21 protein-coding genes are annotated in these 20,263 nt (G+C 56.1%); 13 read left to right on the forward strand and 8 right to left on the reverse strand.

The genetic code is table 11. The features are described 5' to 3' along the window. Positions 1 to 23 precede the first annotated feature (23 nt). The 8 genes from EBB79_RS13325 to EBB79_RS13360 all read left to right on the forward strand — a co-directional run bounded on the left by EBB79_RS13325 (position 24) and on the right by EBB79_RS13360 (position 8,898). Complete coding sequence (locus EBB79_RS13325) at positions 24 to 734, forward strand: transporter substrate-binding domain-containing protein (RefSeq protein ID WP_127749341.1); 711 nt, start codon at positions 24 to 26, stop codon at positions 732 to 734. 94 nt (positions 735 to 828) lie between these two features. Beyond that, positions 829 to 1,710 carry an ABC transporter permease gene (locus EBB79_RS13330; RefSeq protein ID WP_127749342.1) on the forward strand — a complete coding sequence of 294 codons (882 nt, stop codon included), beginning with the start codon at positions 829 to 831 and terminating at the stop codon, positions 1,708 to 1,710. Continuing rightward, a complete protein-coding gene (locus tag EBB79_RS13335; RefSeq protein ID WP_127749343.1) occupies positions 1,707 to 2,513 on the forward strand; it encodes an ABC transporter permease in 807 nt (268 codons plus the stop codon). The genes EBB79_RS13330 and EBB79_RS13335 overlap by 4 nt, the downstream gene beginning before the upstream one ends. A 193-nt stretch (positions 2,514 to 2,706) precedes the next feature. After that, on the forward strand, positions 2,707 to 4,026 hold the full coding sequence (locus tag EBB79_RS13340) for a glutamine synthetase family protein (RefSeq protein WP_127749344.1): 1,320 nt from the start codon (positions 2,707 to 2,709) through the stop codon (positions 4,024 to 4,026). Positions 4,027 to 4,086: 60 nt separating this feature from the next. Beyond that, entirely contained in the window at positions 4,087 to 4,767 is a 681-nt protein-coding gene (locus EBB79_RS13345) for a type 1 glutamine amidotransferase (protein ID WP_127749345.1), read from the forward strand. Further along, positions 4,767 to 6,125 carry a glutamine synthetase family protein gene (locus EBB79_RS13350; protein ID WP_127749346.1) on the forward strand — a complete coding sequence of 453 codons (1,359 nt, stop codon included), beginning with the start codon at positions 4,767 to 4,769 and terminating at the stop codon, positions 6,123 to 6,125. Before EBB79_RS13345 ends, EBB79_RS13350 begins: the two co-directional genes overlap by 1 nt. A gap of 115 nt (positions 6,126 to 6,240) precedes the next feature. Further along, on the forward strand, positions 6,241 to 7,551 hold the full coding sequence (locus EBB79_RS13355; protein ID WP_127750996.1) for an NAD(P)/FAD-dependent oxidoreductase: 1,311 nt from the start codon (positions 6,241 to 6,243) through the stop codon (positions 7,549 to 7,551). A gap of 141 nt (positions 7,552 to 7,692) precedes the next feature. Continuing rightward, the gene (locus tag EBB79_RS13360; RefSeq protein ID WP_127749347.1) at positions 7,693 to 8,898 is read left to right on the forward strand and encodes a DegT/DnrJ/EryC1/StrS family aminotransferase; all 1,206 of its coding nucleotides are present in this window, start codon (positions 7,693 to 7,695) and stop codon (positions 8,896 to 8,898) included. Between the two features lie 63 nt (positions 8,899 to 8,961). On the opposite strand, the gene phaR is transcribed toward EBB79_RS13360, so the two are convergent. Continuing rightward, the gene (phaR, locus tag EBB79_RS13365) at positions 8,962 to 9,519 is read right to left on the reverse strand and encodes a polyhydroxyalkanoate synthesis repressor PhaR (RefSeq protein WP_127749348.1); all 558 of its coding nucleotides are present in this window, start codon (positions 9,517 to 9,519) and stop codon (positions 8,962 to 8,964) included. A gap of 222 nt (positions 9,520 to 9,741) precedes the next feature. Between phaR and EBB79_RS13370 the strand changes: the two genes are divergently transcribed. After that, entirely contained in the window at positions 9,742 to 10,611 is an 870-nt protein-coding gene (locus tag EBB79_RS13370; RefSeq protein ID WP_127749349.1) for an NAD-dependent epimerase/dehydratase family protein, read from the forward strand. A 114-nt stretch (positions 10,612 to 10,725) separates the two neighbouring features. Here the strand turns inward: EBB79_RS13370 and EBB79_RS13375 are convergent, their stop codons facing one another. Both EBB79_RS13375 and phaC read right to left on the reverse strand, forming a co-directional pair. Further along, entirely contained in the window at positions 10,726 to 11,169 is a 444-nt protein-coding gene (locus EBB79_RS13375) for a phasin family protein (protein ID WP_127749350.1), read from the reverse strand. A 133-nt stretch (positions 11,170 to 11,302) separates the two neighbouring features. After that, the gene (gene phaC, locus EBB79_RS13380) at positions 11,303 to 13,105 is read right to left on the reverse strand and encodes a class I poly(R)-hydroxyalkanoic acid synthase (RefSeq protein WP_127749351.1); all 1,803 of its coding nucleotides are present in this window, start codon (positions 13,103 to 13,105) and stop codon (positions 11,303 to 11,305) included. A 131-nt stretch (positions 13,106 to 13,236) separates the two neighbouring features. Between phaC and phaZ the strand changes: the two genes are divergently transcribed. Both phaZ and EBB79_RS13390 read left to right on the forward strand, forming a co-directional pair. Next, complete coding sequence (phaZ, locus tag EBB79_RS13385; protein WP_127749352.1) at positions 13,237 to 14,544, forward strand: polyhydroxyalkanoate depolymerase; 1,308 nt, start codon at positions 13,237 to 13,239, stop codon at positions 14,542 to 14,544. Between the two features lie 4 nt (positions 14,545 to 14,548). Next, positions 14,549 to 15,124 (forward strand): DUF6151 family protein, encoded by a 576-nt coding sequence (locus tag EBB79_RS13390; protein ID WP_127749353.1) that lies wholly within the window; start codon positions 14,549 to 14,551, stop codon positions 15,122 to 15,124. A gap of 65 nt (positions 15,125 to 15,189) precedes the next feature. On the opposite strand, the gene EBB79_RS13395 is transcribed toward EBB79_RS13390, so the two are convergent. Then, positions 15,190 to 15,552 carry a DUF3969 family protein gene (locus EBB79_RS13395; RefSeq protein ID WP_127749354.1) on the reverse strand — a complete coding sequence of 121 codons (363 nt, stop codon included), beginning with the start codon at positions 15,550 to 15,552 and terminating at the stop codon, positions 15,190 to 15,192. 59 nt (positions 15,553 to 15,611) lie between these two features. Between EBB79_RS13395 and EBB79_RS13400 the strand changes: the two genes are divergently transcribed. Then, positions 15,612 to 15,974, forward strand: coding sequence for a hypothetical protein (locus EBB79_RS13400; RefSeq protein WP_127749355.1), 363 nt, complete (start codon positions 15,612 to 15,614; stop codon positions 15,972 to 15,974). A gap of 42 nt (positions 15,975 to 16,016) precedes the next feature. On the opposite strand, the gene EBB79_RS13405 is transcribed toward EBB79_RS13400, so the two are convergent. The 4 genes from EBB79_RS13405 to EBB79_RS13420 all read right to left on the reverse strand — a co-directional run bounded on the left by EBB79_RS13405 (position 16,017) and on the right by EBB79_RS13420 (position 19,081). Next, entirely contained in the window at positions 16,017 to 16,733 is a 717-nt protein-coding gene (locus tag EBB79_RS13405) for an alpha/beta fold hydrolase (protein ID WP_127749356.1), read from the reverse strand. Positions 16,734 to 16,914: 181 nt separating this feature from the next. Continuing rightward, positions 16,915 to 17,340, reverse strand: a complete 426-nt coding sequence (locus EBB79_RS13410; RefSeq protein ID WP_127750997.1) for a VOC family protein — start codon at positions 17,338 to 17,340, stop codon at positions 16,915 to 16,917. Further along, a complete protein-coding gene (locus EBB79_RS13415; protein ID WP_238704905.1) occupies positions 17,340 to 18,296 on the reverse strand; it encodes an alpha/beta hydrolase in 957 nt (318 codons plus the stop codon). Before EBB79_RS13415 ends, EBB79_RS13410 begins: the two co-directional genes overlap by 1 nt. Before the next feature lie 32 nt (positions 18,297 to 18,328). Further along, entirely contained in the window at positions 18,329 to 19,081 is a 753-nt protein-coding gene (locus EBB79_RS13420; protein ID WP_127749358.1) for an alpha/beta fold hydrolase, read from the reverse strand. 138 nt (positions 19,082 to 19,219) lie between these two features. Between EBB79_RS13420 and EBB79_RS13425 the strand changes: the two genes are divergently transcribed. Continuing rightward, positions 19,220 to 20,218 carry an Lnb N-terminal periplasmic domain-containing protein gene (locus tag EBB79_RS13425; RefSeq protein WP_127749359.1) on the forward strand — a complete coding sequence of 333 codons (999 nt, stop codon included), beginning with the start codon at positions 19,220 to 19,222 and terminating at the stop codon, positions 20,216 to 20,218. The last annotated feature ends 45 nt before the right edge of the window (positions 20,219 to 20,263 follow it).

Raw genomic sequence — 20,263 nt, forward strand, 5'->3', positions numbered from 1 at the left:
CACAAAAAAATGGGAGTAATTTCATGAAATCACTATTTTTGGGCACCGCTGTTCTGGCCCTGAGCGCCAGCTTTGCAATGGCCGATACCGTCCGTCTGGGCACCGAGGGTGCTTACCCTCCATATAACTTCATCAACGATGCCGGCGAAGTCGACGGTTTCGAGCGCGAGCTGGGTGACGAACTGTGTAAACGCGCTGAGCTGACTTGCGAATGGGTCACCAATGACTGGGATTCGATCATCCCCAACCTGGTGTCCGGCAACTACGATGCCATTATCGCTGGCATGTCCATTACAGCCGAACGTGAGGAAGTTGTCGACTTCACTCAGGGCTACACCCCACCCTCGCCATCGGCCTACGCAGCACTGTCTGCTGACGTTGACCTGACTGGCGGCATTATTGCGGCTCAGACGGCGACAATTCAATCCAACCACGTGGTTGATTCTGGTGCTACTCTGGTTGAATACCCCACCCCGGACGAAACCATCGCTGCCGTCAAAGCAGGCGAAGCAGACGCTGTCATCGCTGACAAGGACTATCTGGAGCCCGTAGTCGAAGAATCGGATCTGATGTTCGTCGGCGAAGATGTTGCTCTGGGTGGCGGCATCGGCATGGCGTTCCGTGAAAGCGATAGCGAGCTGCGCGGCAAGTTTGATGCTGCGATTTCCTCGATGAAAGAGGATGGCACACTGAACACGCTGATCTCTAAGTGGGAAGTTGGCGGCACCTGGTAAGCCGTCGCCTTAACTGACACGCTCAATAGCAAAGGGGGGCAATGCTCCCCTTTGTTTCCTAATGTGAAATACAAATTAGACGACGAGGTCTGCCATTTTCTCTTATTGCTCTGACCCCTCAGTGTTGGAAGGTTTCCAATGGCTGTCGTGTTACCTGACCACAGGGAAACATGCGTCCTTCTATATGTCTTTTGGAACGGTCCTGTTGTTGCTGGCGATCACCGCCCCCACTGCGATGCTTTTTGGCTTTGGTGGGGCCATGGCGGCGCGTGCCCGATTTGCACCGCTAAGCTGGCTGGGCAAAGGCTATATCGCCATCGTCCGCGGCGTACCGGACATTGCGTTCTTCCTGTTCTTTGTGATTGCGTTGGATCAGGGTATTGAGTGGCTGCGCCATCAGGTCAAATGCCCGGATTGGGATCAACCCATTCGCCAGGGCAGCGATTTTGTCGTTTGCACTATAGCAAAAATGCCTCTGGGCACTTCACCACAATGGATGCACGAAACATACGGCTTCACGCTGGCGGTGCTGACCTTTGCCATCGTGTTTGGTGCCTTTGCTGCCAATGTTTTGTTCGGGGCCATGCGCGCTGTGCCCCATGCACAGATCGAAACCGCCGAGTCCTATGGCATGACCCATCGCCAAACATTCTGGCGTATTCTGGTGCCGCAGATGTGGGTCTACGCCCTGCCCGGCCTCTCCAACCTTTGGATGGTTCTTATCAAGGCCACACCACTGCTGTTCTTGCTGGGAGTCGAAGACATCGTCTATTGGGCCCGTGAGCTGGGAGGCAGCAAAACCGCCAAGTTCACCGCCTATCCGCATGACGACTGGCGCATGTGGTATTTCCTGGGGTTGCTGGTGTTCTATCTGGCCTTCACCAAAGTGTCCGAAGTGTTTCTTGACCGGCTCACGAACCGATTGTCGCATGGTCAAGCCACCGTGGGTGGTGCAGCACAAAGGAAAGCGTCATGAGCTGTTTTCAAACCCTGCAGGACTATGGCCTGCGATCTCTTGGAATGGGTGAACGGCTGCTGCCGCGCAGTGACTTTACTCTATGTGAGCAATTTACGCTGATTGGCTCTGGCCTGATCTGGAATGTCTACTTTGGCGTCCTGGCAATTGTGGCAGGGTTTTTTCTGGCCACCGCCCTGGCCGTCGCTAAAAGCGCCCAAAATCCAATCTATCGAAAACCCGCCGAATGGTTCATCTTCCTGTTTCGCGGCTCGCCGCTTTTCATCCAGTTCTTCTTTGCCTATTTCCTGTTCCTGCAACTGAAAACTGCGAATCCGTTCTTTTCGCCGCTGACCTCGGCCTGGCTGGGTGCGCTACTGGTGTTGTTTCTCAATACCTCCGCTTATAGCGCCGAGATCTTTTATGGGGCCCTGCGCACGGTCCCCAAAGGTGACATCGACGCGGCGGATGCCTATGGTATGACGGGCTGGTCCAGGTTCCGCCGGATCACCTGGCCAACCATGATGAGGCTGGCCTGGCCTGCCTATACCAACGAAGCGATCTTTATGTTCCATGCGACCACTCTGGTCTATTTTTCGGGATTTCCCACATGGCGGCAAAAAGGCGACGCATTGTATTATGCCAACTATTTCGCTGACAAAACTTTCAATCCGTTTGTTCCCTACCCAATCCTGGCGTTCTATTTTATCCTGCTGACACTGGCGATCATTGGGATATGTGGTCATGTGAACAAGCGTTTGAACCGTCACTTGCCAAAGGCGCGGCGCAGCAAGATGAAATTGCGGATGAACCTGATCCGGTGAGGCCAGAGATCGAAAGTACACGCCTTCTGACCCCGCTTAGGGACCAGAAGGCGTTGGTGTTTTTGCCAGAAACAAGCTTGGATCAGCGGCAATTTGGCGCCGCAATCACACAGCACGCAAACTTTTGATCAAATTATCTTGGCGCGGATCGCATCCTGCGCTAAACCTCTCCCAAGCATTAAGGGAGCCCATCATGGATCTGTCTGGTCTCAGCACCATCCGAATTGCCGCATGTGATCTGAATGGTCAGATGCGGGGCAAACGTATGCCCGCCGCGGCAGCCACCAAGCTAAAGGATGGCGGTGCACGGATGCCGCTGTCGGCCCTGAACCTGGATCTGTGGGGCAGCGACATCGACAACAGCCCGCTGGTGTTTGAAACCGGAGATGCCGATGGCATTCTGCAGCCCACCAACCGTGACCCAGTGCCGATGCCCTGGCTCTCCAGCCCGTCTGCCCTGGTGCCGATGACCCTGCATCACGAAGACGGCGCACCGTTTCTGGGCGATCCGCGCCACGTGTTGGAAACAGTTCTGAAACGCTATAGCGATCGCGGTTGGACTGTGATGGCCGCCACCGAAATGGAGTTCAACCTGGTAGACGCCAGTGGCCCGCAACCCGCCCCCCCCATAAACCCGCTGACGGGGCGGGTTTTGGACAGTCATGCCATTATTTCTCTGGCGGAGCTGGACGCCTTTGATGCCTTCTTTACCGACCTGTACGAAGCCTCGGCCGCGATGGACATTCCAGCACAGACTGCGATTTCCGAAGGGGGGTTGGGTCAGTTCGAAATCAACCTGAACCATCAAGACGTGTTACGCGCCGCCGATGATGCCTGGTTGTTCAAAACCATGGTCCGGGGCATCGCACGCAAGCACGGATTTGCCGCGACATTCATGGCCAAACCCTATGCGGATGAGGCCGGCAACGGCATGCATGTGCATTTTTCTGTTGTCGATCAGGACGGCATCAACGTGTTTGATGATGGCGGCGAAGCGGGGTCTGACTTGCTGCAACACGCTGTGGCGGGTTGTTTGGCTGCAATGCCTGCCAGCACATTGATATTCGCGCCGCACGGCAACTCGTATGACCGGCTGGTGCCTGGGGCCCATGCCCCGACGGGTGCCGCATGGGGGTATGAAAACCGCACCACAGCCATTCGCATTCCCGGCGGCCCGTCCAAGGCGCGGCGGGTCGAACATCGGGTGGCGGGTGGTGACGTCAACCCCTACCTGATGCTGGCCACGGTTCTGGGGGCCGCGATGGTCGGTATCGAAGACAAAATGGTGCCGCCGGCACCGATCCAGGGCAACGCATATGAGGCCACAGACCTGCCGCAACTGTCCGCAGACTGGGGCGCTGCCATCGATGCATTTGAAGCCGATCCGCTGATCGCACGGATACTCCCCCCCATGGCAATCCAAAATCTGGTGATGACCAAACGGCAAGAGTTGGCACTGTTTGAGCAACGCCCCGCTGACACCCACTGGCTGTCCCTGTTGGAAACAGTCTGAGACCTCTTGCCCGAGTTCAAAGCCTCGGCTAGGCTAAATTTGATCAAATTCAGGTGACTTATGAAAATCGGAATTCTGCAAACCGGCCACGCGCCGGACGAGCTGATAGAAACAGCTGGAAACTTAGACCAGATGTTTCGCACGCTGCTGGACGGCCATGGTTTTGAGTTCGAGACCTATGCGGTTTTGGATGGCGTCTTTCCCACTGGCCCCGAAGCGGCAGATGGCTGGTTGATTACCGGATCAAAGTTCGGCGTCAACGACGGTCACGACTGGATAGCGCCGCTTGAGGATCTCATCCGCGCCATCGACACCAAAGGCCTGCCGCTGCTTGGTATTTGCTTCGGCCACCAGATCATCGCCAAGGCGCTGGGTGGTAGGGTCGAAAAATTTGAGGGGGGCTGGATTGTCGGCCGGGTAAATTACCAACATGACGGCAAAGAGCTGGCCCTGAATGCCTGGCATCAGGATCAGGTCACCAAGCGGCCAGCACGTGCGCGTGTTCTGGCTGGAAATGAGACCTGTGCAAACGGCATTCTGGCCTATGGCGACACGATCTGGACGTTGCAGCCGCACCCTGAGTTCAACTCGGAATTCATCGCCGGGCTCATCGAGAAACGAGGCCGTGGCGTGGTCCCCGATGCCCGTCTTGACGCAGCAAGTGAAGGCTTGGACGGGCCGGTTGATTCCGCCAAGATTGCCAATTTCATGGCCGATTTCTTAAAGAAAGAGAGAGCGTAATGTCCGACTGGAGCAACAGCCTGCCCGACGCCGCTAAGAGCTATCTTGAAGGCCGTCGCCTTGACGAAGTTGAATGCATTGTCTCGGATCTGCCCGGCATTGCGCGCGGCAAGGCTGTCCCTGCATCGAAGTTCGCCCGGCAGGATTATTTTCACCTTCCCGACAGCATCTTCTATCAGACGGTCACCGGTGACTGGGGGGAAGCCGCAGGCGATGGTGGGTTCATCGAAAAAGACATGGTTCTGCGCCCTGACATGAGTACCGCAACAGCGGCGCCCTGGACTGGCGACTGGACCCTGCAGGTCATCCATGACGCGTTTGACAGCGCTGGTGAGCCAATCCCCTTTTCTCCGCGCAACGTTTTGAAGCGGGTGGTTGATCTTTATACCGCCAAGGGTTGGAAGCCGGTTGTCGCACCAGAAATGGAGTTTTTCCTGGTAGCCCGCAACACCGACCCTCTGCAGGAAATCAAACCCATGATGGGCCGCTCGGGCCGCCCAGCCGCCGCCCGTCAGGCCTATTCGATGACGGCCGTTGATGAATTTGGCCCGGTGATTGACGACATCTACGATTTTGCCGAGGCCCAGGGTTTTGAAATCGACGGTATCACCCAAGAGGGCGGCGCCGGTCAGCTTGAGATCAACCTGGTGCACGGTGACCCGGTCAAGCTGGCGGATGAGGTGTTCTATTTCAAACGGCTAATCCGTGAAGCGGCGTTGCGGCACGATTGCTATGCTACCTTCATGGCCAAGCCCATCGCCAATGAACCGGGCTCGGCCATGCATATCCACCACTCGATTCTGGACATTGAGACCGGCGAGAATATCTTCTCCGGACCACAGGGGGGGGAAACAGACGCATTCTACCACTTTATTGGTGGCTTGCAGACGCATCTGCCCTCGGCAATTGCAGTCCTGGCGCCTTATGTGAATTCTTACCGCCGTTATGTGAAAGATCACGCAGCCCCAATCAACCTAAGCTGGGCCCGCGACAACCGGACCACCGGAATCAGGGTGCCTTTGTCCAGTGTGAATGCACGCCGGGTGGAGAACCGCATTGCCGGTATGGATTGCAACCCCTACCTGGGCATCGCCGCCTCGCTGGCCTGTGGTTATTTGGGATTGGTGGAAGAAAACCGCCCCAGCAAACAGTTCAAGGGCGACGCCTATGCCGCCGACGAAGATATCCCCCGCGTGATGGGCGACGCGCTGGACATGTTCGACGAGGCCAAAGCGCTACACGGTGTCTTGGGTGAAGATTTTGCCCGGGTCTATTCAATTGTGAAGCGGGCTGAATATGACGAATTTCTGCAGGTGATCTCTCCCTGGGAACGCGAGCACTTACTGCTGAACGTCTAAGTTAGAACCGCCACGGCAGATCAAAACCAGTGCCGTGGCGATTTGAATGTTTTTGACAAAATTAACATCCGAGGCGCATCGCACTAAACGCGCAGACGGAACCGGGGTGATGGAAATGGGCTTGAACCTGCTGCACAGCAATGACCGTAAGGGCCTGTATCCGGACAGTTGGTACGCCGCGACGGCCAACATGTTGAATCGTTTTGACGCATTGGATGGCGACGTTCGTGCAGATGTCTGCATCGTTGGCGGCGGCTATACAGGATTGTCTGCCACGCTGCATCTGGCCGAGGCCGGGCTTAGTGTTGTTCTGCTTGAGGCACACCGGGTGGGTTTTGGCGCCTCGGGGCGCAATGGCGGCCAGTTGGGCAGTGGGCAGCGTCTGGATCAACAGGGGCTAGAGGCACTGATGGGCGACCCCGAGGCCGCAAAACTGTGGCAATTGGGCGAAGAGGCCAAGGATCTGGTGAAATCTCTGATCCAACGCCATGATATTAAATGCGACCTGAAGCCCGGTGTGGCCTGGACCGGATCCAGTGCCGCAGACGTTGCGCATCTTCACGATTACGGGGCACACCTGCAGGATCGCTATGGCTATGAATCTCTAGACATCCTTGATCAACAGGCCTGCCATCAGATGTGCCCCTCTCCCGATTATCGTGGTGGGATTCTGGACCACGGAGCTGGCCACCTACATCCGCTGAACTATGCGCTGGGACTGGCTCAGGCGGCGGCAGCGGCGGGTGCGCGCATTTGCGAGCAGAGCGAAGTTGTGGACATCGAACCGGGGCCACAGGTTAAAGTCAGAACTGACCAAGGCCGCGTCACAGCGGATCATCTGATTCTGGCCTGCAATGGCTATCTTGGTGGGCTCAATTCACAAGTGGCCGCAAGGGTCATGCCCATCAACAATTTCATTGTCGCAACCGAACCGCTTGGCGATGATGCCGCCAAGGTACTGGCGCAGGATGTGGCCGTGGCCGACAGCAGGTTTGTGGTCAATTACTTCCGGCTAAGTGCCGACAAAAGGCTGCTGTTTGGTGGTGGCGAAAGCTACGGTTACAAGTTTCCGTCAAATATCGAAGCCGTGGTTCGCAAGCCAATGACACAGGTCTTTCCGCATCTGCATGATGTCAAAGTCGATTACGCCTGGGGCGGCACCCTGGGCATTACCATGAAACGGATGCCTTATCTGGCCCGTCTTTCACCCAATGTCCTGTCTGCCTCGGGGTATTCTGGTCACGGCGTTGGCACCGCCACCCATGCCGGTCAACTTATGGCGCTGGCAATTCAGGGCCAGGCTGACGGGTTTGAGACCATGGCACGGGTGCCTGCACCGTCATTCCCCGGTGGCTCCAGCTTGCGCTCGCCACTGCTGGTTCTGGCAATGACTTGGTACGCCCTGCGCGATCGCCTAGGGATCTGATCCAAGATCTGCGGAATGGCGCCACACTCAATAGTTGTTTGAAATTTCACACAAAACACTCTGACCGGTCAGAAACCTCTTGGCACCTGCGCCACATTGTTTTACTTATTCAACAGGTTTAATTCAGGATTTTGAAATACGATGCAAGTTCCTAACGTACATGACGCCGAACCCATCCCCGCTGCGGCCCGCGAGGCTATCGATGCCCTGATGGCATCTGGGGATTTGTTTCGCTATACGGCGCCACAGAATGCGCCTGTCGCTCTACTGGAGCAAGAATTTGCCGAGCTGTTGGGCAGCAAATACGCGCTGGCGGTTTCTTCCTGCTCGGCAGCGCTGTTTCTCTCTCTGATGGCTTTGGACCTGCCCCGCGACGCACGGGTGCTGATTCCGGGCTTTACCTTTGCTGCTGTCCCGTCTTCGGTTGTGCATGCCAATTGCATCCCGGTCCTGTGCGAAGTCGGCGAGAACTACCGCATCAATTTGACCGATTTTGAGGCCAAGCTAAGCCAGGATATCTCAGCCGTGCTGATCAGCCACATGCGCGGTCATACCTCGGATATGGATGCCATTCTGGCCCTATGCGAGGCCCGTGACATTCCGGTGATCGAGGATGCAGCCCATTCGCTTGGCACCACATGGAACGGTGCAAACATCGGCACCCTTGGCCGCATCGGCTGTTTCTCGTTTCAATCCTACAAAATGATCAACGCAGGCGAAGGTGGCATCCTGATCACGGATGATGCTGATCTGGTGGCCCGTGCGGTGATCATGTCCGGCGCCTATGAACACAATTGGCAAAAACACAAAGGCCCCCGAGGCGACAACTCTCCCGATCTGGCGCAGGCCTTTGCCAAATGGCAGAACCAGTTGCCGCTGTATAACCTGCGGATGAGCAACCTGTCGGCAGCCGTGATCCGCCCGCAATTGCCCGAGCTGATGCGCCGGGTTCGCGATGGCCGCACCAACCACGACTATGTCGCCGAGCGGCTGAACGCTTCGCCAGTGCTCCACGTGCCAGCGCCGCTTCCACCCGAAGTGCGCGCACCGGATTCGATCCAGTTCAATCTGGTCAACATGGATGCGCAAGAGGTCCAGTGCTTCGCGGCAGCAACCGAAGCCCGCGGTGTCAAAGTACAGATTTTCGGCCTGTCCAATGACAACGCCCGCGCCTTTTGGAACTGGCAATTCCTGCAGGACCTGCCCGAACTGCCGCAAACCCGTGCTATGTTGATGAAGGCCTGCGACGTGCGTTTGCCTGTCCGTTTGACACAGGCCGAGCTGGACGTGATTGTGGATATCCTGCTCGACTCGGCGATCGAGGCCAAAGACCGGGCAGCCGCCTGACACCAGTCACCCCCAACGGAATCATCACAGGGTGCGTGCCGGCACGCACACCTTACAAGACGGTTATTTCAGCTTCGACAGCTTGTCCTGCAATTCAGCCAGCTGTTTCTTGATATCATCAAGCCCCTCGCCGCCGCTCGCCGCAGGTTTTTCTTCTTCCCGCGCAGCGCCGGGCCAACCGCCGCCCATGGCGCCGCTCATTGCTTTTAAAAAGGTCTCTTGCTGCGCCTTCAACGCCTCAAACCCCGGGATCTGCGCCATCGGGTTCATCGCAGTCATGGTCTCGGTCATCTGCGACTGGCTGTCGCGCAGCATGTCAAACGAGCTTTGCAGGAACTGCGGCATTATCCCACCGCCCGGCACCATGTAACTGCGCACCAAATCGTTCAGCACATCCACCGGCAAGACATTCTCGCCCCGGCTTTCATGCTCGGCAATGATTTGCAAAAGATACTGCCGTGTCAGGTCATCACCGGACTTCAGATCAATGATCTGAACTTCGCGGCCTTCGCGGATAAAACCGGCGATATCCTCTAGCGTGACGTAATCGCTGGTCTCGGTGTTATACAGCCGACGACTTGCATAGCGCTTAATCAGCAAGGGTTTATCCTTCTCCGCCATGTCAATTCTCCCGGCTATTGATGCATTGCAGCAAAGCCTATGCGAGCGCAGCACAAAAAGAAAGCATTGTACCACCCTAATGTCTCATTCTTCATCTAGTGAAAATCACATCCAAAATGACCAACGTCGATTTCTTCGTGGCCACTGATATTATTCTCTTGACCTAAAGTAGACTTGAGCTTTTACAGATACCCCCCAAAGGCAATCAACAATGGGGTCCTCATGGAAGTTCTGATTTTGGGTGGAACGGGTTCAATCGGCACCGCAGTGACAGCCGAGCTGGTCAAAAATGGCCACAGCGTCATCGGCCTCAGCCGCTCAACCCTGTCGGATCAAAAGCTCACACAGCTGGGCGTAACCCCCTATCGTGGGGATCTGCGAGAACCTGAACACTGGAGCCACTTGATTGCTCAGGTCGATGGAGTGATCCAGCTGGCGGCCACTTTTGGCACTGACATGGCCCAAGTGGATGCGCGGGCCTTAACCGCAATACTGGCACAGGCAGCCCTGCGGCAGACCAGCTTGCGACTGCTTTATACCGGTGGCTGCTGGCTTTATGGGGCCACCGGTGACACGGTCGCCTGCGAGACCCGTCGCCTGCGTCCGATCCCATCGTTCGCCTGGATGACCCAGAACAGTCGGATGTTAACCGACGCGCCGCAGGTGTCTGCTGCCGTGGTGCACCCGGCAATGGTCTACCATCAAGACGGTGGCGTTTTTTCGCGTTTCATTCAACAGGCGCAGGCCGACGTTCCGATCGAAGTCTGGGGCAGCATCAATACCCGGTGGCCACTGGTTCATCGCCAGGATCTTGCTGTGGCCTACCGCCTGCTCCTTGAGGACCCCTCTCTTACCGGTGATTATAATGTCGCTGCTGAATCCGGGGCCAAAGTGTCTGGCATCGTGACCGAAATTGCGCGACGCAACCACCATCAGGCAGGATATGTGATCCGCACTCTAAAACATGTACTTGCCAAATACGGCCATTGGGCCGAGGGCCCGACCCTGGATCAACAGATGTCTGCAGCGAAACTTCAAAGAGACTGTGGCTGGACGCCGCATCACACACATTTTCAGGCTGCTGATTTCTAACTTCAAATCACGTCCACAGGTCTCTGCCAAAACGAAAAATGGGCAGGTCTTACGACCTGCCCATCATCGCGGGAACACCTAGAGGGAGGAGCCGGTGCCGCCCGTGAAATTCTATTACTTAGCAGCAGCTTTCTTAGCTGCGGTGGTCACATCAGCTGTGGCCTTTTTGACGGCAGCCGAAGCTTCTTCGCCCAGGTCTTTACCAGCAGACATCATCAGCTCAACAGTTTCCATCTGAACTTTCTTGGCGATCTCAGCAAAGGCAGCCATGTTTTCAGCCGCAACTTCAGCCGAGGCACTGGCGAAATCAGTGACCGCTTTGGCGTAGTCGGCTGGATCAGCTTTGGCTTGTGACATGCCGCTCAGCTTGTCCAAAGTTTCTTTGGTCCATTTGCCAGAGACTTCAGCAGATTTCTCAGCCGCGCTCAGAGCAACGTTCGACAGTTTTTCGTTCAAGGCAGCGGTGTTCTTATACACGTCTTCCATTGCACCTGTATCGACAGGAAATGCACCCATCATGTCTTTCATGACGGCGGTAAAGTCTTGGTTCATAGCCATAGTTCCAAATCCTCAGTGTGCCGCCGTCGGGACCATCCCGCCTGCTCAGCATGAGAACTATATACTTTCTGCATCGCAGCATTTCAAGATTTTTCTTGCTGCAGTGCAGAAAATTTCCGTAAAACCAATAATATCAGCGCCTTGCGTTGAGCTTTACATATGTCCCAGGGGCGGGAGCCAGCGGTGGATGATCCGAATCGCCCGGTTCACGCGCCTCAATCTGCTTGCCTGATCGCTTTTTCAGCCAGGTCTGCCAGCGCGGCCACCACGAGCCCTCGTGGAACTCTGCGCCCTCAAACCAGCCATCCGCATCCTGCTTCAAATTGGCATTGGTATAATGGCCATATTTCTTCTTGCTGGGTGGATTGATGATGCCGGCGATATGGCCCGACTGCGACACGATAAAGCTTTTGCTGCGCGAGCCCATCTGCTGAACCCCCTGATAGCAGGCTTTCCAAGCCGCTATGTGGTCAGTTTCGCAGGTGATCGACATCAAAGGCACGTCAACTTCGCTAAGCCGCAGCTTGTGCCCCATCAGTTCAAACCCGTCACCGGCAAATTCGTTGCGCTGACACAGCCCGCGTAAATATTGCACCGCCATCTTGGCTGGCAGGTTGGCCCCGTCGCCATTCCAATACAACAGATCAAAAGCCGGCGGTGTCTGCCCCATCATATAACTGCGTATGGCCGGCGCATAGACCAGATCGTTTGAGCGCAGAAACGAGAATGTGCGCGCCATGATATAGGAGCGCAGCAGGCCGACCTCATTCACTTCAGCCTCAATGCCGTCGATAAAATCGTTCTGCAGGAATGGCGTGAACTCCCCCTGATCGCCAAAATCCGTCAGCGCAGTAAAGAAAGTTGCCGATTTAACTGACGTGTCACCGCGCTGTTTCAACAGCGATAAGGTCAAACTAAGCGTCGTGCCCGCGATGCAATACCCCACCGCATTGACCTGTTTGACCTTACAAATCTTTTTGACCACTTCAAACGCGGTCAGGAAACCGTCCTGAACATAGTCTTCCATGCCCACCTCGGCATAGCCGTCATCCGGGTTGATCCAGGAGACCACAAACAGTGTATAGCCCTGCTCGACCACCCATTTGATCAGACTGTTCTGGGCCTTCAGGTCCAGGATGTAGAACTTGTTGATCCACGGCGGGAACAGCACGATTGGCGTCTCATGAACTGTTTCGGTTGTCGGGCTGTATTGGATCAGCTCCATCATCCGGTTGCGATAGACAACTTCCCCCTCAGAGGTGGCAATATTGACGCCCAGCTCAAAGGCGCTCTCATCGGCCAGTTTCACGATCAACTCACCGTCATTGGCCTCAAGATCTGCCACCAGATTTTCCAACCCATCCACCAGCGACTGGCCTTCGGTCTCAACCGCCTTTTCCAGCGCATCCGGGTTGGTTGCTAGAAAATTGGTGGGCGCCATCAAGTCAACAATCTGATCGGCAAAATAGCGCAGCCGGGTCTTGTCGGTCGCTTCCAGATCCTCAACATCTGCTACCGATTGGCGGATCGCAGCGGCGTTGGTCTGGTATTGCTGTTTGATAAAGTGGAAATAGGGATTGTTTTGCCACATTGGATTGGCAAAACGCCGGTCAACCGGGCTGGCTCCGGCGTCTTGCACCGCGCCATCCGTCAAAGCCTGTTGCGCTTCGGCAAAATTCATCACCGATTTGCCCCAGAATTCAATCTGTTGTTCCAGCAGCTTGGCCGGGTTTTGCACCGATTCCGCCCAATATGACGTTGCTGCGCGTGCAAACAGATCTTGATTCGGTCCATCCAAAGCCGTGTTATGGGCTTTCTTGTGGGCCATCACTTCGATCAATCGCTGTGATAGCTTCTCGACGTGATCCATATTTCTTTGAAGCTTTTCAATGTGTTCCGCAGAGCGCATTGGGTCAAAATCATCACTAGTTGTCATTTTAAGGAATTCCCCTTAATTTTCTGCTATGCAGAATAATGTCGTCACCATGATAGAGCAAAGCGGCGAATAGTCCGAGCGGATCGATTTATATCATCCCATTACACGGGCAAATATTGAGGGATACAAGCATGCGTTATATGATGACCTACGATATGATGGAAACGGCCCGTAATGCCAATCAGTGGTTTGGCGCGACGGCTCGATCAATGGCATCCTATCCGATGTTCTCTGCTATCCCAAATCCGGCGCTGAACTGGATGGCCGCTTGGGGCGAAGTCGCAGAACGCAGCTTTGAGCGTATGGCGGTCAAGCCCGACTGGGGTATCCGCACTTTCACCTGCGAAGACGGCAAGGATCATCTGGTCGACATCAACGCGGTTGTGGAACGCCCATTTGGCGATCTCCTGCATTTCAAGGTCGTTGGGCGCGAAGAACAACCCCGCAAGGTCCTGCTGGTGGCGCCGATGTCCGGCCATTATGCTACGTTGCTGCGCTCCACCGTGAAAAGCCTGATGGTCAACTGCGAAGTCTATGTCACCGATTGGCATAACGCCCGCGACATCCCGGTGTCCGCCGGTAAATTCGACGTCGAAGATTACACCCTCTATTTGGTTGATTTCATGCGTGAGATGGGCCCTGAAACCCATGTGGTCGCAGTTTGTCAGCCGGTGCCTCTGGCGCTGGCCGCAACCGCCTATCTGGCCGAACAGGACCCAGCCGCACAGCCCAACTCGCTGACCCTGATTGGTGGCCCGGTTGACCCTGACGCCGCCGCAACCGAGGTCACTGACTTTGGCCGCCGCGTCACCATGGGCCAGCTCGAGGAAACCATGATCCAGCGGGTTGGTTTCAAGCACTCTGGTGTTGGCCGACTGGTTTATCCCGGCCTCCTGCAGCTATCCTCGTTCATCTCAATGAACGGTGAGCGCCATTCCAAGGCCTTTGCCGACCAGATCCAGCGCGCCGCCAAAGGCGAGGCCTCAGATCACGATGCCCATAACCGGTTCTATGATGAGTATCTGGCGGTAATGGACATGCCAGCCGAATTCTATCTGTCCACCGTCGAACGTATTTTCAAAACCCGCGAGATTGCCCGCAATGATTTTACCGTCGCCGGGCACAAAGTCGACTTTTCCAAGATCACCGATGTCGCGGTCAAAACGGTTGAAGGCGCCAATGACGACATCTCGGCCCCCGGTCAATGTATCGCGGCCCTAGACCTGTGCACCGGGCTTGATGACAATCTAAAGGCCAGCCATGTGGAACCCGGCGCAGGCCACTATGGCATCTTTGCTGGCCGAAGCTGGCGCAACAACATCCGCCCCCTGGTGATTGACTTCATGGATGCCAACAGTCGCCACTCCAAGCCTGCAGAAAAACCTAAGACAAAGGCCAAGACAAAGCGCAAACCGGCCAACAAGAACTCGGCGGCCTAGCGACATGGCCACGGCAACCCAGCAATCCTTTGCCTGCGATTGTGGCGCCTTACAGGGCCATGTCACTGCTCATGGCATCAAAACCGGCACCCGCGCCGTCTGTTTTTGCGCCGATTGCCGCGCGGCCGAACTGTACCACGGCCAATCTGACCCGGCACCCGGCCCAGTCGATCTGTTCCAGATGTCACCCGAGGATGTCGTGATCACCAAAGGCGCCGAACACCTGCGACTGATGCGCCTTAGCCCCAAAGGCCTAATGCGCTGGTATGCCGGCTGCTGTGGCACGCCCTTTGCCAATACTCTGGCCAAACCAACCCTGCCCTTTGCCGGTCTGCGCGCTGATCTGTTTGCCGATAAGGATGCCCTCGGAAAAATTCGCGCCCGTGGCTTTATTCCGCAACCCGGCAAGCCGTCAAAGACCAAAGGGGCTGCGGGTATGGTTCTTGGCATTTTCAAACGCATGGCCACCAGCCGCTTGTCCGGCCAATGGCGCCAAACGCCGTTTTTTGATATCGAAACCGGCGAGCCCGTGAGTGAACCCAAGATCCTGTCAAAAGAAGAACGAGCTAAGCACTATTAGGTACGCAACACCTATTTTTTCTCAAACACTCCTTACTGGAACGTCTGTCACGTAAGGCGTCAGCCCTACTCTACGGCTAGTTCCCCTTTCCTCATCATCTTGTCCATGAGCCACATTGAGTAGTTTAAATCCAGTTCATCTTTGGTTTTCAGAAACGCTATCGCTCCGATTGAAATTTCATTCAAACACTCCTCGAAAGCACGAGACTCACATTCGATTACATCCTCAAGCTCAGTGCCTAGATGTACAACTTCTATCAAGTCATCACTTACCTTTAGAGTCCTTAGTGAATGCATTACTGCTGGTGAAAAAAATACCTTTTCTGCGTCCCTAATGCCGATGGCCCCGACTCTAAGCGCCTCAACCATCCCAAGGATCGTTGTTGCAACTGTTTTTTCGACAGCCTCTACATTTGTTTCAAGTATCATTGATAATCTCTTCCAAAATTGTTCACAAATTGGGTAAAGTAATAGGCCGAAGTCCTAATATGTCTGCTGGCAATTTTTCACTTAACAGGCAAAATGCTCTGATGAAAATATCAGCCAATTTTCAGTCCGAGTACACTGACGATGTCACCGGTGGCGTTTGGATCATAGTGTCCGATGCAAACAAGCAATGGTTCGAACCAAGCTCTGAACTCTCCCCTGAAGGCGCTTTGTTTCATGCTGATAAGTACGACACCCAAGACGACGCAGTCTGTCATTTGATTTGGGGTAGCCAGGCACACTTCCCCAATTGGGAAACCATTGCTGTGATTGGCGTGCAGCTAGCCCATTCGATAGGCGATGCTCTACACAAGGGTGGCAGAACCATGTCCAAATACGATGGCCTCATTTTAAGCAAAGAGTGAAGTTGTCAAAGTGTTGAACGACTGCTGACTGGTTTTGCTTTTTTACCCACCCAACCACTCCGCCAATACCCGGTTCACCACATCCGGCCGTTCCAGCGTTGGCAAATGCCCGGCAGCAGTGACAATTTCCAGCGTGGCATCCGGGATCAGCTCAGCCAGAAACTCATGCCGCTTCACCGGCGTCAGCTGATCATATTCACCACACAGGATTAGCGTCGGCACCTTGCACTTGCGCATGGTGCCCTGCTGATCGCGCCGCCGTTGCAACGCCCGCGTCTGCGACACAAACAGCGCCTCCCCCAGTTCCATCCCCATTTGATGCACCTGATTTAGAATTTCTATCCGCTGCGGGCCCGGTGCCAGATACTCAGGCATCATGTTTTGGCGCAGCACATCCTCCATCCGCCCGGTGCGCGCGCCAATAATCATGGGTTCACGATTGGCCGCCTGCGCCGGAGTGTCAGACAAAGGACTGGTGCTCATCAGGCACAACCGACTGACCCGTTCCGGCGCCCGGCGCAAAATCTCCATCGCGACGTTTCCCCCCATCGCCAGCCCTGCCAGCGCAAAGCGCTGCGGCAGCTGATGCAACAGATGAAGGGCAATATCCTCTATCCGCTCCCCTCCCAGCAGCGGCGCGACCATCACCGGAACCCGGCTCGACAGCGCCCTGATCTGAGGCTCAAAAACACGCGCATCACACATCATTCCTGGCAAAAGAACCAAAGGATCTCGCGACAATTGATCTACCTGCTCCATTTACCCAACCCCTTGCAATCGCTTAATCCCTACCATCACTTTGCGTATCGCGCCCGCATCACGCAAGGGCAATACCATCTGACCTGAAAACCACCTCAAAGCCTGCGCCGATCCCTTTCATCTGGCTAAAAATATCCCAGGGGTGAATTGCCGCCAAAGCGGCAAGAGGGGGCAGCGCCCCTTAATATCCATTCCAGCGAAACGCCCCCTCATCCGAAAGCTCTGAGAACGGATTATGCGCCACTTCCCACAGCTGCCCGTCCGGCGCCTTGAAATACCCGTGATGACCACCCCAGAACACATCCGCTGCTGCCTTCAAAATCTCAGCGCCAGCAGCTTCAGCGGCGGCCAGAACCTGCGCTACCTCCTCCTTGGTCCGGGTGTTGTAACTCAACGAAACGCCACCCTTGCCCAGCTCTGACACCGGCAACCCGACCTCCTCTGCCAAGGCCTGCAGTGGATACAGGCCCAAAGTCTGCGAGATCAGATCAAAAGCAATCACCCCATCCGGGCTCTCAGCCCGTTTCCAGCCCAGCGCTTCATAAAACGCAGCGGCTTTTTCCATGTCTTCAACACCCAGTGTAATCAGGCTAACGCGTTGTTCCATCATTCAATTCCTTTTGTCTTCAACCATTTTAAAAACCCTGTCACCGCCGCATCCGTCTGCGCAGGCGACCTAACCGCCCCGGCGATAACATGTGCGCTCGGGTCGTCCCCCCCACTCAGGGTAATCGTTTGAATGTCAACGGCCCCACCCCAACGCCCGGCAATCTCAACCGTCACATCCGGCCGCACCACCTGATCCTCCAGCGACAGCCAAAACAACACCGGAATGTCGATCTTGCCAACGTCCATTTGCGCCACAGTGTCAACCAGCGCCGCCATCGGCAGCACGGCAACCGATGGGTATGTATTGGTCCAATAGGTTTCATGATCCATATTGCGCGCCGGCGACGATCGTTGTGACCCCACAAAAGGCGGCAGCCAATATCGGGCAGCAGGCAATGTCAGAAGCGGAGTCAGTGGATTATTGATCCCGTAATTCGGCGAGACAAAGATCATCGCGGCCACATCCCGTGACATTTCAGCGTCCAGTGCCGCCGCCGTGGCCAGGGTCGCCCCGGTCGAGGTGGCAATCACCACCACCTGGTGTCCCACTTGCCGCGCCGCCGCCAGCCCCTCGGCCAGATCCATCATCCAGTCATTGACCGTGGCCTCGGCCAGTGCCGCACCCGGCCGACCATGGCCGCGCAGCCGGGTGTACACCAGATTGGCCCCCAACGTCTCAGCCACTTGATCCGGCACCGGACGGATTTCTTCAGATGTGGCCGAGAACCCATGCACATACAGCACCGAAATCGGCGTGCGCTGTTCTTTGAACCCGTCGCGCCAGATCACCCGTTTCTCGGTCCCCGGAGTGATGTCGCCATACCGGCTTTCAATGCTTTCAAAATAAACCTGCACGCCCTCACCAAAACGACGCGGTTCAAACGCGGCATTGAGATCGACCGGTTCATAGGGACCAAAACGCCACATAGCAGCGCCAATCAGGACCAGGGCCAACAGGCCCCGTCCCAACAATTTGCCAAACCGTCTCAACCTGCGGCCCTCAACACTTCTACAACAGCCTCCTCGATCAACGCCAAACAAGCCGCATCCGAGAATCGGTGATCCGCCCCCTTGACCAGCGTCAACCGCATGTCATCACAGGCAACGTGATCCACCAGACGCAATGCCGTTTCAGTCGATACAGCCGTATCCGCCGTTCCTTGCAGGCACCGCACCGGAAAGGGCAGGCTTAAATCCGACCGCAAGACCAGATTGTTGCGCCCATCCTCGATCATCCGCTTCGAGATGATATAGGGTTCCATATAATCGCTCGGCAGTTCCACATGGCCCAGCTCCTCCAGCGCCTGCTTTTGCGCATCCGTAAAGCTCGCCCAATAGCCGTCCTCGGTAAAATCCGGCGCCGCAGCCACGGTGACCAGACCATGAATACGCTCTGGCAGGGCCCTGGCCAGCAAAAGCGCCTGCCACCCCCCCATTGATGATCCCACTGGTACAAGTGCGCCTTTGGTCAGGGCTTCGATCACCGCAACGGTATCTTCATGCCAGTCTCCAATGCAGCCTTCCTCAAATGTGCCCGAGCTTTCGCCATGGCCGGAATAATCAAACCGCAAAAATGCCCGTCCCTGCGCCTTGGCCCAGGCCTCCAGATGCACCGCCTTGGTGCCTTCCATATCGGATTTTAACCCGCCCAGAAAAACCACCCAAGGGCCCTGCCCTTCACTGCGATGATAGGCAATGCGGCGGCCCTGTGGACTGTCGAAAAACTCGGTGGCGGACATGTCTGATCTCCCTGATTTGGCCCAGATGTGACACGCGCGGCCTAGTCCCGCAATCGGTGATTGCGGGTTCCTCGCGGCATCCACTGTTTGCATGTTGCGCCAACTGGTCCATAAGGTCGCAACATTTTGAGGTGCCCCGTGACCAAAATTCTGAGACTTCTTCTATTAGCGGCCATTATCTTGGGCCTGCTCAGTTTGGCGACCTGGGCCACGCTTGCCCTGTGGTACCGGTTGCCATTTGCCACCCCAATCCGCGCTGTTTTAGCTGGTGGCTTCGCTGTGTTGGGACTGTCAGTGATTGTGGCCCTCTTCTCCCCGCGCCGATTGCGTGCCTTGGCGACCTTCTGCCTTGCTCTGGCCACTGTGCTGTTCTGGTGGTCCACCCTCACCCCGCCGTCCCTGGCAAACTGGGCCCCCGATGTCGCGCGCCAGGTCACCGGACAAGTCAGCGGAAATACCTTAACCCTGACAGATGTCCGCAATTTCGACTGGACCAGCCCCACGCAAGCCAACGCGCAATGGGAAACACGCGCGTATGATCTGTCCCAGTTGCAGGGCGTCGATCTGTTCATGTCCTACTGGGCGGGGCCGGAGATGGCCCATATGATCGTCAGCTTCACCTTTGCCAACGCCGCGCCCATCGCCTGGTCGGTCGAGGTCCGCCGCAAGGTCGGAGGCGGCTTCTCTCCGCTTGCTGATCTGTTCAAAAACAACACTCTGGTGATTGTCGCCGCCGACGAGCGGGACGTGATCGGCACCCGCAGCAATCTGCGCGGTGAGGATGTGCAACTCTACCGCATAAAGACCACACCAGCCAAAGCCCGCTCCCTCCTGCTGCAATATGTCCAGGCCGCCAATGCGCTGGCCCAGCGGCCCAAATGGTACAATTCGCTGACCACCAATTGCACCACCGTGGTGATGTCGATGATCCGCACCATTATTGACGAGGTTCCGCTGGACTGGCGGGTGATCGCCAATGGCTACCTGCCCTCCTACGCCTACGACCGCGGCGTTCTGGCCAGCCACCTGCCTCTGGCCGAGCTGCGCGCCCAGGCCCATATCACAACTCGTGCCACAGAGGTCGGGCTCAGCTCTGGCTTTTCCACCGCCATCCGCAGCGGCGTGCCAACGCCTTAGATCAAACCCCGGATCCCTTTCATCTGGCTAAAAATATCCCGGGGG

Source organism: Parasedimentitalea marina (assembly GCF_004006175.1).
GTDB classification, from domain to species: domain Bacteria; phylum Pseudomonadota; class Alphaproteobacteria; order Rhodobacterales; family Rhodobacteraceae; genus Parasedimentitalea; species Parasedimentitalea marina.